The organism is Bacillus sp. N3378-2at (genome assembly GCF_033412715.1).
GTDB lineage: Bacteria > Bacillota > Bacilli > Bacillales > Bacillaceae > Bacillus > Bacillus subtilis.
Map to the genome: position 1 here is coordinate 879,640 of NZ_CP117986.1, position 15,308 is coordinate 894,947.

General features: G+C 36.9%; 12 protein-coding genes and 5 pseudogenes. 3 read left to right on the forward strand and 14 right to left on the reverse strand.

Annotated features, from left to right (window positions below; all coding sequences use genetic code 11):
• Positions 1 to 39: 39 nt before the first annotated feature.
• Positions 40 to 675, forward strand: a complete 636-nt coding sequence (gene yncB, locus PUN35_RS04895; protein WP_014479910.1) for an endonuclease YncB — start codon at positions 40 to 42, stop codon at positions 673 to 675.
• Between the two features lie 129 nt (positions 676 to 804).
• On the opposite strand, the gene PUN35_RS04900 is transcribed toward yncB, so the two are convergent.
• From PUN35_RS04900 to xylA, 4 genes and pseudogenes are all read right to left on the reverse strand, one after another.
• A complete protein-coding gene (locus PUN35_RS04900; RefSeq protein ID WP_031600262.1) occupies positions 805 to 2,052 on the reverse strand; it encodes an IS256-like element ISBsu2 family transposase in 1,248 nt (415 codons plus the stop codon).
• 214 nt (positions 2,053 to 2,266) lie between these two features.
• A pseudogene (locus PUN35_RS04905) lies at positions 2,267 to 2,432 on the reverse strand (glycoside hydrolase family 11 protein); the annotation flags it as partial.
• A gap of 104 nt (positions 2,433 to 2,536) precedes the next feature.
• Positions 2,537 to 4,036, reverse strand: a complete 1,500-nt coding sequence (xylB, locus tag PUN35_RS04910) for a xylulokinase (protein ID WP_014479909.1) — start codon at positions 4,034 to 4,036, stop codon at positions 2,537 to 2,539.
• Positions 4,037 to 4,186: 150 nt separating this feature from the next.
• Positions 4,187 to 5,524: a xylose isomerase gene (gene xylA, locus PUN35_RS04915; protein WP_014479908.1), complete on the reverse strand. Its 1,338-nt coding sequence runs from the start codon at positions 5,522 to 5,524 to the stop codon at positions 4,187 to 4,189.
• A gap of 237 nt (positions 5,525 to 5,761) precedes the next feature.
• Between xylA and PUN35_RS04920 the strand changes: the two genes are divergently transcribed.
• The gene (locus PUN35_RS04920; RefSeq protein ID WP_014479907.1) at positions 5,762 to 6,916 is read left to right on the forward strand and encodes a transcriptional repressor XylR; all 1,155 of its coding nucleotides are present in this window, start codon (positions 5,762 to 5,764) and stop codon (positions 6,914 to 6,916) included.
• 137 nt (positions 6,917 to 7,053) lie between these two features.
• On the opposite strand, the gene xynB is transcribed toward PUN35_RS04920, so the two are convergent.
• From xynB to PUN35_RS04940, 4 genes are all read right to left on the reverse strand, one after another.
• Positions 7,054 to 8,655 carry a xylan 1,4-beta-xylosidase gene (gene xynB / locus PUN35_RS04925; protein ID WP_014479906.1) on the reverse strand — a complete coding sequence of 534 codons (1,602 nt, stop codon included), beginning with the start codon at positions 8,653 to 8,655 and terminating at the stop codon, positions 7,054 to 7,056.
• Positions 8,656 to 8,793: 138 nt separating this feature from the next.
• The gene (locus PUN35_RS04930) at positions 8,794 to 9,708 is read right to left on the reverse strand and encodes an IS3 family transposase (protein WP_033880480.1); all 915 of its coding nucleotides are present in this window, start codon (positions 9,706 to 9,708) and stop codon (positions 8,794 to 8,796) included.
• A complete protein-coding gene (locus tag PUN35_RS04935) occupies positions 9,705 to 10,022 on the reverse strand; it encodes a transposase (RefSeq protein WP_014479904.1) in 318 nt (105 codons plus the stop codon). Before PUN35_RS04935 ends, PUN35_RS04930 begins: the two co-directional genes overlap by 4 nt.
• Before the next feature lie 72 nt (positions 10,023 to 10,094).
• A complete protein-coding gene (locus tag PUN35_RS04940) occupies positions 10,095 to 11,486 on the reverse strand; it encodes an MFS transporter (protein WP_014479903.1) in 1,392 nt (463 codons plus the stop codon).
• A gap of 441 nt (positions 11,487 to 11,927) precedes the next feature.
• Between PUN35_RS04940 and PUN35_RS04945 the strand changes: the two are divergent.
• Positions 11,928 to 12,197: pseudogene (locus PUN35_RS04945) on the forward strand (thermonuclease family protein); the annotation flags it as partial.
• A gap of 85 nt (positions 12,198 to 12,282) precedes the next feature.
• Here the strand turns inward: PUN35_RS04945 and PUN35_RS04950 are convergent.
• From PUN35_RS04950 to PUN35_RS04975, 6 genes and pseudogenes are all read right to left on the reverse strand, one after another.
• The gene (locus PUN35_RS04950) at positions 12,283 to 12,753 is read right to left on the reverse strand and encodes a hypothetical protein (protein WP_014479902.1); all 471 of its coding nucleotides are present in this window, start codon (positions 12,751 to 12,753) and stop codon (positions 12,283 to 12,285) included.
• Between the two features lie 139 nt (positions 12,754 to 12,892).
• Positions 12,893 to 13,057 carry a hypothetical protein gene (locus tag PUN35_RS04955; protein WP_014479901.1) on the reverse strand — a complete coding sequence of 55 codons (165 nt, stop codon included), beginning with the start codon at positions 13,055 to 13,057 and terminating at the stop codon, positions 12,893 to 12,895.
• Between the two features lie 110 nt (positions 13,058 to 13,167).
• Positions 13,168 to 13,441: pseudogene (locus PUN35_RS04960) on the reverse strand (hypothetical protein).
• 42 nt (positions 13,442 to 13,483) lie between these two features.
• Positions 13,484 to 13,811 (reverse strand): annotated as a pseudogene (locus tag PUN35_RS04965) (hypothetical protein).
• Between the two features lie 118 nt (positions 13,812 to 13,929).
• Positions 13,930 to 14,572, reverse strand: a pseudogene (locus tag PUN35_RS04970) (DUF3885 domain-containing protein).
• Positions 14,569 to 14,799: a helix-turn-helix domain-containing protein gene (locus PUN35_RS04975; protein ID WP_014479898.1), complete on the reverse strand. Its 231-nt coding sequence runs from the start codon at positions 14,797 to 14,799 to the stop codon at positions 14,569 to 14,571. Before PUN35_RS04975 ends, PUN35_RS04970 begins: the two are co-directional and overlap by 4 nt.
• Positions 14,800 to 15,308 lie beyond the last annotated feature (509 nt).

Sequence of the window (15,308 nt, forward strand, 5' to 3'; positions counted from 1 at the left end):
TTAATCGCAAAAAGAGAAAATGATAAAGAGGGAATCAATATGAAGAAGATTTTGATCAGTATGATCGCAATCGTTTTAAGTATTACTTTGGCAGCTTGCGGATCAAATCACGCAGCCAAAAACCATTCAGATTCTAATGGGACGGAGCAAGTCTCTCAAGATACTCAATCTAATGAATATAGTCAGACAGAACAAAAGGCTGGCACGCCTCATTCAAAAAATCATAAGAAATTGATCGATGTTACATTAGATAGAGCAATAGATGGAGATACGATTAAGGTTATTTACAACGGAAAGAAAGACACAGTTCGCTACTTGCTCGTTGATACACCTGAGACGAAGAAACCAAATTCTTGTGTTCAACCATACGGTGAGGATGCGTCGAAACGAAATAAAGAATTGGTCAACAGCGGTAAGCTACAGCTGGAATTTGATAAAGGCGATCGCAGAGATAAGTATGGAAGACTGTTAGCATACGTTTATGTTGACGGCAAATCTGTTCAAGAGACATTATTGAAAGAGGGATTGGCCAGAGTAGCATATGTATATGAGCCTAACACAAAATACATAGACCAATTCAGACTAGATGAGCAAGAAGCAAAGTCAGATAAACTGTCAATTTGGAGTAAGAGCGGTTATGTGACGAACAGAGGATTTAATGGCTGTGTGAAATAGAAAAACACTGTTTGTTAAAAAAAGCAGCAAACCTAGCAGAATGCAGTTTCCAAAGAATTAGAAAGAGATGATGGCGTGTCTAGTTTCCATTCTGCTTATCAAGCGGGCTTGTCAAGAAAAGTGTGTAAGTTATTCTAGATATTTCTTCACACGTTCCTTTAGGTGGTCATGAACTAATAGTTGATTCATGACCATAGCCCATTGCTGGATGCGTCCACCATCCCATTTCTTTTCTAATTCTTTTGTTCGTAAAAACAATATTTTTAATAGGGCATTCTCATGGGGGAATGCTCCTTTTTTCGTGACTTTTCGAAAGCTAGAGTGGATACTTTCAACGGCATTTGTAGTGTACATGATTTTACGAATATTACCACCATAATCGAAAAGTTGTTCCACATGAGAAAAGTTTCGTTTCCATACGTCTACAGCTCCAGGGTACGTAGACCACTGCTTTTCAAAAGATTCAAATGCACTGTGACAAGCCTTAAGGCTTGGAGCTCCATACACTTTCTTTAAGGCAGCAGTAAAAGGCTTGTAGTCTTTACTTGGTATATACTTAATCGAATTTCGAATTAAATGAACAATACATCTCTGTACGGTCACATCAGGAAAAATCGCACGTGCTCCTTCTTCCAGACCACTAACGCCATCCATTGAGAGAAAGAAGATATCTTCTACACCACGAGATTTGATTTCATCAAAAATTTGCATCCATTTATGTTTACTTTCCGTTTCATTCAACCACAAACCTAGAATGTCCTTTTTACCTTCTATGGTATATCCTAGTATTGTGTAAACGGCATACTTCTTCGTTTCATAGTCATTACGAATGGTTGTGTAAAGACAATCGACAAACACAAAAGGGTAACAGTTACTTAAGGGACGATTTTGCCACTCTTCTAAATTAGGAAGTACAGTATCCGTAATGTCGGATACCATTTCATGAGATACAGAAAAGCCATAGATGTCTTCTATCGTGGAAGAAATGTCTCGTTGTGACATTCCTCTGGCATACATCGAAATGACCTTATCCTCTATAGAGGATACATCTCTTTTACGCTTTGGAATCAACTGCGGTTCAAATGAACCATCACGATCACGGGGGACTGCAATTTCAACTTCTCCTGCCGTTGTTTTCACGATCTTTTTGCCATATCCATTTCTTCTATTTCTTGTTTCTTTTTCTCCCTTGTCATTGGATTCATAGCCCAAATGGTGATTCATTTCACCTTTTAGCATTGACTCAAACATGGGACCAAATATGTCTTTTAATGCTTCTTGCATATCTTCTACTGATTTAGGCTGATACTGTTCGATAATCTTGTTAGCTAATTCTACGGAGTTCGGATCTCTTTTCAATTTCCCCACTGAAACCACTCCTTTAGCTTTATACTTATTATTCTATCAAATAAAAAACTGTGTGAGTAAGGAACCGTACGCATTCCTTACTTACACAGTTAATATTACACTCCCTATCAAGCTAAAATCATGCAACTAGCCTGTAAAATTTCCACTGTATAGTAACAATAAAAAACACCCCTTCACGTCAATGTGAGGGGGTTATTTGTGTGTAAACATCCTTCCTATTTCATCATAAATCAAGAGATCCCTCTACCGTCGTTAGCACAGTTTCATATATCTTACCCATTGGCATTCCTAAGCTTTCTCACTTCTTGAAGTGTTCGCTGACAGAATACGGTTCCGCTCGTTCGTTTTGTCTGCTGGACACTCCAATACTGTTTAAAGGTTGCGATACCTTATTCTCACCATCTTTTCAAAAGAAGGCAGCCATGTCATCAAAGGCCTTTGATGATGATTGATCATTAATTGTTCTTCGGTTGATCTCCAGACAATAACATCATTAGTTTTTTCGAAAGCTCTTCAAAGCTTGATTGAGATCCTTTGTGTGAGTATAAATGTTCTTATACAAATCAAATAGTGTTTTATATTTTTGAACATTTTGCGCCTTTGGATAAAATGCAGCAGCCTCACGAATGAACTGCTCTGCACATTCTTCAAGGGATTCAAACCATCCGCTTCCAAAGGCAGCCAGCATTGCAGCCCCCATAGCTGGCCCTTGTTCATTTTCTAACTTAATTACCCTCGTATTGAAAATATCAGCTTGCATTTGCAGCCACGTATCATTTTTAGCTCCCCCACCAATAGAAACAACAGTATGAACTGATTTTCCCGCTTCGCGGAATAGCTCAATTGATTCATGTAAAGAGAATGTGATACCTTCCATTATTGCCCTCAAAAAGTGCTTTCTATTGTGGGCTCCATCCATTCCGATCAAGCTTCCCCGAATAGAAGAATCAGCATGCGGCGTTCTTTCACCAACCAAATAAGGAGTGTATAGCAGTCCATTGGCTCCTATCGGAATAGCTTCCACCCCCTGCAATAATTGCTCAAACGATTCGTTTGGTGCAAACGTTCTTTTAAACCAGTCCAAGCTGTATCCTGCAGCGAGCGTGACGCCCATCGTATAAAAAGAATCCTTTTTTCCATGATTAAAAAAGTGGACTTTGCCTTTAAAGTCTCTTTCTTTTTCTTCTTCGTAGGAAAGTATGACCCCTGAGGTCCCAATACTGCATAAAGTTTTTCCGGAAGAAAGGATACCTGCTCCAATAGCGCCGCAAGCATTATCTGCTCCCCCAGCGTACACTTTTGTTTTTTCTAATAGTCCGGTCTTGGCGGCAACGTGCGGAAGCAGCGACCCTACACAATCATGAGATTCAACAAGCGGAGGACAAATATCTGCAGAAATACCAATTTGATTGCAAATATCATTGCTCCACTCCTTGCGAGTAATATGTAAAAGTAAAGTTCCTGCTGCATCGGAGTATTCCGTGTGAATGGCACCGGTCATACGGAATCTCACATAGTCTTTCGGAAGCAAAAACACAGCAGTTTTTTTAAAAAGTTCAGGTTCATGTTCCTTCACCCATAACATTTTAGGTAATGTAAACCCTTCTAAAACACGGTTTTTTGTGATGTCAAGAAGATGATCGCCAAATTTCTCGGTCATCCTTATACATTGAGGCGTTGTTCTGGTATCATTCCAAAGAATTGCATTACGTAACACCTGACAATCTTTATCAAGCAGTACTAATCCATGCATTTGTCCCGAATAGCTTATCCCGTCAATATCCTTGGCTTGAACATTGGATATAGAAACCAATTCAGCCAATGCTTCAATTGTTTGCTGCACCCAGTCTTCAGGATTTTGCTCACTATATCCCGCCTTCTCTTGGATAAGCGGATACCTTTTGGACGTTTCTGCACAAACCTTGCCGTTTTGGTTAACTAAAATGGTTTTAACAGCACTCGTTCCAAGATCTATTCCAATGACATACTTCATTTTTTCACTCCTTGCCCTTTTAAAAAACCATTCACTCTAAATAAATCCTAATTATAGAAGTTACCCGTCATAACAACAAGCAATAGGAAAGGAATCATGACGGGTAATTCAGTGACTTGGTATTGATAGCAGGATCTGGAGCTTATCCTGTTATACTTCTAAAATGTATTGGTTCAATATCGCTTTTAATTTCTCCTGTCTTCCAGATTCGTTTTTAATTAATTTATGATTTAGCGCATATTGCTCAAGTGTGTGAAAATTAGCTCTTCCTTCTATAATTTCAAGACCAATCCCTTCAGTAAAGCTGCGGTAACGATGTTGAATCACATCTTCAAACACACGATCTTCGATTAATTTGTGGGCAACTTTCAATCCTCTTGCAAATGCATCCATCCCTGCAATATGGGCATATATTAGATCATCAGGCTCAAAAGAAGATCTTCTGACCTTCGCATCAAAGTTTAATCCGCCGCTTCCTAGGCCGCCATTTTGCAGGATTTCGTACATTGCTAATGTCGTAGAATATAAATCCGTCGGAAATTCATCCGTGTCCCAGCCTAAAAGAGGATGACCCTGGTTTGCGTCAACAGAGCCAAGCAGACCATGTACTCTTGCCATGCGTAATTCATGTTCGAATGTATGCCCGGCTAATGTGGCATGATTGGCTTCAAGATTTAATTTAAAATGATTGTCTAAGCCATATTGCTTCAAAAAGGCAATGGTTGTTGCTGCATCTGTATCGTATTGATGGGTGGTCGGCTCTTTTGGTTTTGGCTCAATCAAAAACTGCCCTGTGTACCCGATTTCCTTCGCATAATCCACTGCCATATGCATAAATCTAGCCAAATTATCAAGCTCAAATTTTAAATCGGTATTTAACAATGTTTCATATCCTTCACGGCCGCCCCAAAATACATAGTTCTCAGCGCCAAGCTCTTTTGCTGTTTCTAACCCTTTTTTCACTTGTGCTGCAGCATACGCAAACACATCTGCATTGCAAGAAGTCGCGGCACCATGGACGAAACGGGGATTCGTAAACATGTTTGCGGTATTCCATAATAGCTTAACGCCGCTATTTCTCATGTAATCTTTAATCATGCCCACGATCATATCTAAATTTTGGTTTGTCTCTTTTAGCGTACTGCCTTCTGGTGCAATATCCCGGTCATGAAAAGCAAAGAATGGTGCATCTAGTATTTCAAACATCTCAAATGCTGCTTCTACTCTCATCTTCGCTAGATCCATGCCTTTATAGTGATCCCATGGTCTTTGCATCGTAGCTGATCCAAAAACGTCCGTACCATCAGCAGTAAATGTATGCCAATAGGCAATAGAAAATCGCAAATGCTCTTTCATCGTTTTTCCGCCGATTACTTCTTGAGGATTATAATATTTAAATGCTAAAGGATTAGTCGAATCTTTCCCTTCGTAAACCACTTTGTTTGCGCTTCCAAAATAGTTAATTGAACTGGAATGAGATTGAGCCATGTGATTTCCCCCTTAAAAATAAATTCATTCAAATACAAATTCATTTTATTTCATCTTGTAAGTTACCTATTAGTTTGTTGTTTAAACAAACTAACTTATTTTCATCTTATATAACCTCATCAGTATTTTCAATATTTTTTTTAGTTTTTTATGAACACATTAGATATAATAAAGGGAAGATTCGCTATGTACTATGTTCATACTTAATTTAAAGATTAAACAAATGGAGTGGATGAAGTGGATATCGCTGATCAAACCTTTGTCAAAAAAGTAAATCAAAAGTTATTATTAAAAGAAATCCTTAAAAATTCACCTATTTCAAGAGCAAAATTATCTGAAATGACTGGATTAAATAAATCAACTGTTTCATCACAGGTAAACACGTTAATGAAAGAAAATCTGGTATTTGAAATAGGTCAAGGAAAATCAAGTGGCGGAAGAAGACCTGTCATGCTTGTTTTTAATAAAAAGGCAGGATACTCCGTAGGAATAGATGTTGGTGTGGATTATATCAATGGCATTTTAACAGACCTTGAAGGAACGATCGTTCTTGATCAATACTGCCATTTGGAATCCAATTCTCCAGAAATAACGAAAGACATTTTGATTGATATGATTCATCACTTTATTACGCATATGCCCCAATCTCCGTACGGGCTTATTGGTATAGGTATTTGCGTGCCTGGACTCATTGATAAAGATCAAAAAATTGTTTTCACTCCGAACTCCAACTGGAGAGATATTGACTTAAAATCTTCGATACAAGAGAAGTACAATGTGCCTGTTTTTATTGAAAATGAGGCAAATGCTGGCGCATATGGAGAGAAAGTATTTGGAGCTGCAAAAAATCACGATAACATTATTTACGTAAGTATCAGCACAGGGATAGGGATCGGTGTTATTATCAACAATCATTTATATAGAGGAGTAAGCGGCTTCTCTGGAGAAATGGGACATATGACAATAGACTTTAATGGTCCTAAATGCAGTTGCGGAAACCGAGGCTGCTGGGAATTGTATGCTTCAGAGAAGGCTTTATTAACATCTCTTCAGACTAAAGCGAAAAAACTGTCCTATCAAGATATCATAGACCTCGCCCATCTGAATGATATCGGAACCTTAAACGCATTACAGAATTTTGGATTCTATTTAGGAATAGGCCTTACCAATATTTTGAATACTTTCAACCCACAGGCCGTAATTTTAAGAAATAGCATAATTGAATCGCATCCTATGGTTTTAAATTCAATGAGAAGTGAAGTGTCGTCAAGGGTTTATTCCCAATTAGGCAATAGCTATGAATTATTGCCATCTTCCTTAGGACAGAATGCACCGGCATTAGGAATGTCCTCCATTGTGATTGATCATTTTCTGGACATGATTACAATGTAATTTTTTATGGAATGTACAGCTCATCTTTAAAGATGAGCTTTTTTATTCTAGGGGTATTTCTGAAGCAATAGTGACATAGGCACCTTCTCATATGAAAAAAGAGTTCTAAAATAGAAATCTCCTTTTTCATGTGCAAATTATTTTTCTTTATAACGAAAATATCTAAAGTCGGCCGGAATATGATTACCACTGGTATCTTGGCATTGCATCCCTACAAAGGCCCCTGTGAAGAATCCTCCCCCACGGATGTAATCATCTGATAATTTTTTCGATTCCAGTGCTATGTCAATTTTGTGCCAATCTTCTTTGTTAAAAGAATAAAAATAATAATATTTGTCTTTTTCAATATTTACTCTTAAATATACATACTTTACTTCACGAGGAATAACAATTTTATTATTTAATGGCTGTGAAAAAGAAAAGTTGTCACATATTGTTAATTCAAGAATGCGGCCAAGTTCTTCATCATGCGTGACTTGAAGAGCCGTCCAGTTCTCTGTATTGTAGTAATTCACCAATCCAGCGGCTTGTTGAAAATTTTCCGGATAAAACTCAACAGCAGTTTCGGCTTCAAAATGGAGACTTTGCCAGCGTCTGGCTACAAATGCCTGAGTAAATGTCGAGGTCAATGATTCATGACCGAATAATCGTAAATGATTTGGCGCTTGAGTCAATGAACCTAATTCATTCGTGAATGGAATCCTTAAAGTTTGAAAATTTATATTTAATGTTGAATCCTCAAATTCATCAACTTCCGGGTACGTTGCTTCAAATATTGTTTCGGGTATAGAAGGTGCATCTACCTCCAAGCTTCCTTCTTTTCCACCTACTACATAGGGCCATTCATCTTTCCAGTAAAGTTTTTGAATAGCTGTTTCTCTGCCCAAAGGACAGTATCCTCTCTGCTGAAAAATTGAATCATCGTCAGGATGAATAGGACGTCCCGTTAAATGAGCTAAATACCACTCATCTGTATGTGTTTGAACAATGGATGCATGACCACATTTTTGCAATGGATTTCCTGGGTCATGCCATGACGTTAAGATTGGATTATCGGGATGAACTTCATATGGCCCCTCAATATTTGCAGAACGGGCAATTGTAGCAGCATGTTCGTACCGTGTTCCTCCTTCTGCAGTTAATAAATAATAATAGTTCCCGATATGATAAAGATGCGGAGCTTCTGTCAGTTTTCTATCCGTTCCTTCAAATATAACTTTTGGTTTACCGATTAATTTTTGCTCTTTATCAGAATATTCCTGTATAACAATTCCTCCAAATGAGTGCCGATCAATACGGTGATCCCATAACATATTTAATAAATACTTTTTTCCATCCTTATCATGGAACAAAGAAGCATCAAATCCCGAGCTATTTAATGTAATCGGCTCACTCCAATCACCATTAATCGTTTCACAAGTAACTAAATAATTGTGACAATCTTTCCATGCGCCATCTACTACCTTAACATCCGTATAGATAAGCCAAAACTTCCCATCACTATAGCTTAAACATGGTGCCCAAACCCCACCTGAATTTGGATTTCCTTTCATGTCTAATTGTGAAACTCTCTGTAATGGATGTGCAACTAAGTGCCAATTTACTAAATCTTTTGAGTGGTGTATCTGGACTCCCGGAAACCACTCAAATGTAGATACAGCGATATAATAATCCTCTCCTGCCCTACAAATACTTGGATCGGGATTGAATCCTTTAAGTACGGGATTGGTAATCTTCATTTGGGACTCCTCCTCAGTTAATTTTCTTTTTTAAGCTTTGAACGGGTTAACCCCCTAATTTTGGACACATACTACTCTTAGCTCATTATTTCATAGAATTGCTCTTTATTTTAGGTGAGGCAAGAAAATCATCCTGCCTCATACTCTCACTTCTTTAATCGTTAGCTCTTCTGTTTGGTTTCGTTGATAAAATTCATTTGGTGCTAAATCTAAAATACTCGAATGGATTCTTCGATTATTGTAGAAATCCATGTATTCAGCCACCTCATGATACGCATCTGCGTAGGAATGAAAAGCGAACCGCCTCAAACATTCATACTCTAGTAATCGGTGAAACGACTCGATATGGGCATTCATATTCGGTGTTCTCGGCGGAATGCGTTCATGTTCGATGTGGAACGTTTCACATGCTTTCTGAAACGCTAGAGAAATAAATTGTGGACCATTATCCGTTCGAATGACTGGCTTTGTTTCTCTTTCAAATTGCTGACGCTTAAACAAGGCACGCTGCACGAGTTGGCCAGCGTCGTGTCCGGTACAATGTAAACCAATATGATAATCAATGATGGAACGGTCATATACATCAATGAGCGATAGAATAAAGAAGAAACGCTCTTCACCTTCGATGTAGCCGTATTTAATATCTGCTTCCCACAGCTGATTCGATTCAGTGATGATCCGGTTCCTCGCTAATTTTCTTGGATAGTGGAACTTCACTTCTCGCTGTGGCTGTAGGATATCGAGTTCCTTACATAATCGGTACACTTTCTTTTTGTTAATCTGTAGCGCATACTCGCTTCGAAGGCGGAGGCACAACTTTCGATAGCCATAGACACCGGCTTCACCTGAGATGAGTTCCATCAGCCATTCCTGTATTTGTTCATCCGGTATTTTTTTGCCGTTCTTAGTGAGTGAATAGCCCGGAATGGGTCTGCCCTCACTTACTGACTTTTCTTCTTTCTTGTATTGATAATAGTACGTAGAAGGAGAAATCTCTAAAATCTTCAGGACTTTACGGACGGCATAACCTTTCGCAATCCACTCATTCGCTATTTCAAGCGTTTCAGTAAGTGAGGGTTCTTCTTTTTTAGTACGTCACGGAGAATGGAAATTTCTAAATCTTTTTCGCCTAACAGCTTTTTAAGCTGGTCATTCTCCTCCTCCAACTGTTTGATCCCTGAGGGAGAAACAATATCTTGAATGCCGGAATGATCTAGATTGCCTTTTTCCTGAAAAGCTTTTACCCATTTGCTTACGAGATTTGGACTGAGCTCGTGACGTCTCGCCACCAAAGCTTTATTGCCTGTTTCAATTGCTTCTTGTACCACCTGTTGTTTAAATTCAGCAGAATGTTTTCGTCTTTGCATCACAAAAGCCCCCTTATTTGGCAACCTTAAGTATAAAACCACTCTTAGTAGGTGTCCAAATTCATTAGGGGGCTAAATAGTGAAATCATCAATATGATCCAAATAAACTTTGTCTCTATTCTCTAATTCTCGAACCATGTTTTTATATTTTTTCTCATCTAAGTTATAGAAATTAATATCAATTAAAGCTAGAACAAGCAAGAACACGGGAATAATCGTTGTTGTAATTAAAATCCCCATTAATGCCGCCGGGGTTTGTGCCTGATTTGCTACATATCCAAACTTATCAAGAACCAGACCCGGAACAACTCCTCCTAAGGCCATACCAAACTTAAAGAAAAATCCGATGATAGCGTAAATGAGCCCACCCATTCTTTTCCCAGTCCTGTACTCTCCATATTCAATTGTTTCAGGAATAAGCGCCCACATATATCCCCCGGCAGTGAGACTTCCAGCAGCAGCGATTAATCGACAGACAAGTATGAGGTATACATTACTTGGCGGAGCAAACAGTAAAGCTAAGAGGCCGATAATATTCAGTAATAATGCATAGTTTAGTAATTTCTTCTTCCCCAAAAATTGATGAAGCCTTGGAATAAACGGTAAAATGACCAAAGCGGGCAAACTTCCTATCAAACCGTACCACTTCACCAAATCCTCTCTTTCTAAGTTATATGTTACGTAATAAATGCCAACCGAATTACTGATGGAATTCACTCCAAAAATAATAATAAAGAAAATACTTAATACAACAAGTGGACGATTAACACGAAACTGCTCAAATATATCCGTAAATTTAATTTTTTCTTCGGATTTTTGAAGAGTGACCCGCTCTTTTGTGCTTTTAAAACAAAAGATTAAAAGGCACCCGCCTATCATTCCCAAAATACCCATGGTTAGTTGCCAGCCAAGAGACTCGTTGCCGGAAGTATCGCTTAAATAAGCAGCCAGTAAGGGAACAAAAAATGCAACGACAAGTCCCCCAAGATTCGCAAATAACATGCGAACAGAAGTTATACTAACAACTTCTTGATTATTTCTAGTCATTGCAGAAGTTAACGCGCCATATGGAACGTTTATCGTTGTGTATGTAAGCGACAAGCCAACATAGGTTATATAGGCATATACTAATTTCCCCATATCCGAAAAGTCTGGTGTTGTAAAACAGAGTATTGCCAGTATGACAAATGGAAAAGCTCCGAATAAAAGATACGGTCTAAAGCGTCCAAATCTGCTGTTCGTTCTGTCAACTATTGTTCCGATAAAAGGATCAGCGAGAGCGTCGATTATTCTAACCACTAAAAACATAGTACCGGCTGCTGCTGCCGATAAACCAAAAACATCTGTATAGAAGAACAAAAGATACGTAGACACTGTTGCATAAATTAAATTACAAGCAAAATCTCCAGACGCATATCCAACTTTTTCAACCATGCTAATCTTCTTTACATTTTCACTGAGCATGATTTCTCCCCTTTTCGATCCTTTAATATGGAACAGTGTGAAACGGTATAACAATTTCTCCAATTTACGGTCAGTAAACTTTTATAAAAGCGCTTTCAAAACAGTGCAAAAAAATATGGTGATCAGCAAGCAAAAAATTCATCTTTTTTCGTCATACCTTATATACCTGGAAAAGGATAAAAGCCTCATTCTTTCGTTTCTTATATTGTTTAGCTCCATTAAATCGATCCTCTTATCCCCCTTCCATCCATATTCAGTAAGACCTTATCTTTGTGGACAATGAAAGTTCATCTTGTTAGTTTGTTGACCGAACAAACTAACTTGTTTTAATATTATAAAATCCTTTCAACTTTTTCAACATCTTTTTCAGAAAGTTTAAGCATTGTCTCGAATAATATTTAAGAATGCACGTATCAATTAATGACACCCAGTCTTTTTGTTACAGTTTGTTACTTACTCATAATCATTCCAAAGACTAAGGAAACAGGATTCTTATGTTCAATCATATGGCAACAATGTGAACTATGCGAAACAAGGAAGTGGTTAGCAGCGGTAAGCTGCAATTAGAGTTTGATAAAGTTGATCACAGATAATTATAGAAGACTGTTAGCCGGGCGTTTTGGTTAATGACAAGTCTGGTCTTGAAACATAATTGAAAGAAGGATTGGCCAGAGTGGCTTATGTTATGAGCCAAACACTATTTATCTAAATATTAAATTAAGAATCCAAGCAAATTCCATGTTGTCTTTTGATGCGACTTTGTTATTGAAATTGGAACAAAAGAGGAATACAGAAATCAGTTCTGTATTAGTTTATTCAATATATTGATTTTCCTTTGGTCTTTATAGTTCTTCTTTGTTCTTCTATAGCCATCTAATAAAGACTTTTTATAAACCTTGAGGTAATCATCAATCGTTAGCAAATGATATTTCGCTCCACCATCCTCAAATACCTCTAAGTTATTATAGTCTACATCTGCAAATGGTTTTAAATCCTCGATGTAAGCAATGCCTATTTTAGTATTAGTTTTCTTAAATTCATGCTCATGTAAATCAACCATTTTGTATCCATGCAGTTCCATCACTTTTTTTAGTTTTTCCCACTTTTCCTCTAAAAAAATTAAAGGAATAAGGAGATCAATATCTTCTGGAGAAAAGTCTAACCCAGTTACCTTTTCAAGACCTAAAGATCCATATAATAATGGAATTATGTCTAACTCTTTATTAAACGTTTTAGCTATATTGATAAATTCATTATACAATTTCATTTTTCATCCCCATTATTTGGTGATTAATTATTAAGATTCAACTGGCTCTTGAATTTTCATAAGTCCTTCAATACTTTCATGTGGTATATATCTCAAAGGGTAATTTTTTCAAACATCCTGAAAGTCATCTGTACAATATCTAAAAAGCCTTGAAAACTGAATTAAAGAAAAACATCAAAATGATAATGGCTAGCACAACAACAATTTCAAAAGTATGTGAACTGCCATCTTCTTTTTCTCGTTCTTTCTTCTCCCTCATTTGTTCCCTATATTTTCTTTGTATTTCATTCTTTTTCCTATCCACCTTACTCGACCCCTTTCAACATAAAGTAAAGGCAAGCAATTCTGAAATTTTTTTATTCCTTCTTTTGACAAGTTCGAAAATACCAATGTATAAGCGTAATGCCTAATGGATTAAACTCCAAATAACAAAGCCCCTCCGATAAACCAAAAAAAGGAAATGGAAACATAATTGCATTTAAGACAATCCCATATAAAGCACACCGTTTATTTGTCTTTATTGAAACGAACGCTAAAATGATTCCTATAGGAGAAAGTAATAATGGAAAAAACACCGGCATTCCTTGCCATGGAATTGACATAACTCCCGTAAAAAAATTAATAATTAGGATAGCTGAGATAATTGGAATCGTGATTGAAAAAACAGCTGCAGTTTTTTAACATTCATATTGAAAGCAAGTCTCCGTTCTCTTTAAAATCGTAGTTTTATTTAATCTTGAGAAAGTTTGTCAAAATCTCTTTCTTTCATTTCAGGCAGAGTTATATCAATCCCTAACATTTTTATTAATTCTTGTACATAGCTTTTTATTGCAAGCATATTAAATGGGAAATCGAAATCAAATTCCTCTTTAGCGCTTAGAATATCCATTGCATACGAACAGTTATGCTTCATACCCAAAAGAATACGATTGATCAGATAACTCAAAGTGAGTAACTAAATAAACACTAATATGGTTACCACCTTGAGAATCAAAATCCTCTAATCTTTCCTCAAGTACTAATAAAAATGCAGATCTCTCATCATCACTTAAGACCAACTGAAAAAATTCTAAGTTTCTTAGTTTCAATAACCGTTTAAATCTTGTATGTAGTGCCCTCATAATCTAATTCTGCCTTTCCTGGTATAAATCGTTTTAGAAAGAGTATTATATGTATTTATATGTATTTATATTCTTCTACCCAGTTGTGATATTTTTCATTAAGTGGACGTATTCGTTTGAAATCAAGAGCTATGACTTCACATCCTCGGTCATCATAGATAAAGAAAATAATGTCTTTTGTAATGTTCACAAAGAAAACATCAGGGTAATCAATAGAGTAACCCCCGAATCTCGGTTTCAATGGAAAATCTTCATTACTGGCTGCTTTAAGTAGTTCAGCTACATGTAAGTCTCGAGGTTTGCATAACAAGGAAAATTGTTGCATCTCGTATTCTTCAGCTTCATCTATCTCAAACGGGTAGGAATATGTCTTTACTTGAATTTGATTTAAATAATTTTTACACTTTAGAAACGGTTGGTACACCTTCAATTTTTTTATAAATTTGTCATTGGTTTTGTGCTTATACATATTCGTCACAAGGAATATGTCATCGTTTTGTTCAAATAATTGATTGAAAATGGTTGAGATTTGCTCATATACAAACCGAAATCTCTTAAGATTCAATTCTTCATTCTCTTTGAGTTGGTAAATATTCCCCCCCGAGATAGAAATGGATTCCTATGCTCCATTGATTATAGATGCTAGGAATGAATTCGAGGTTTTGAAACCTTTCCTCCATATACTCCATTATCTTCATTTAGACATTCTCACTTTAGAAATATGATCTTTTTGGAATATCAACAACTCATGCAGTTCGATGTTTTGATAGGGACAGACTTTATCAAACAGCTCTCTCGGATACCGCTCCATTTCGTCATTATATAGCTTTCTGACAGTTGGATACTCATGATCAATATCTCTGGAAAGTTTCCGGATACTGATCTTTCTTTGGTCTATAATCGTTTTTAACTTTGATTTAATCATATTCTCACCTTTTAGTTATTTTTGATCACTTAAAATGATCATTAAGTTTATAATGGATCCTTGACCTCGCTGAATTTAATAATCCCGCTCTTCATGTTCAAATCCATAAGTACCTTTTATCCACACATCGCCGCAGTCTGGACTTTTTGTTATTTCCAACTGATCACCTTCTACTCGGTCTGCTGCACTGTAGTCCAAATAACTTCCTGTGAATTCTTTCTCGCTCCTTGATAATATCCATCAGTTAGAGCTATTCTGCTAAGTTTCATATTTAGAGTACAGTCTTTATTATTGTGTATTGTGAATTTAACCAAGTGAGGTCAAAATTCCGGTCGATCAAAACAAAGTCTACATTTGTTTAATCCACCGTTAGCTTTGCTTCAGCATTCGGAAGAGTAAAACTTGAGACTAAGCCTAAGCAAACCAAAGTTAAACGATTAACCCTTTTCATCCCTCTCTCCCTTACCCATTTATGGCATAATTCGGTAAATAAAAGGGGCTTTTTGACC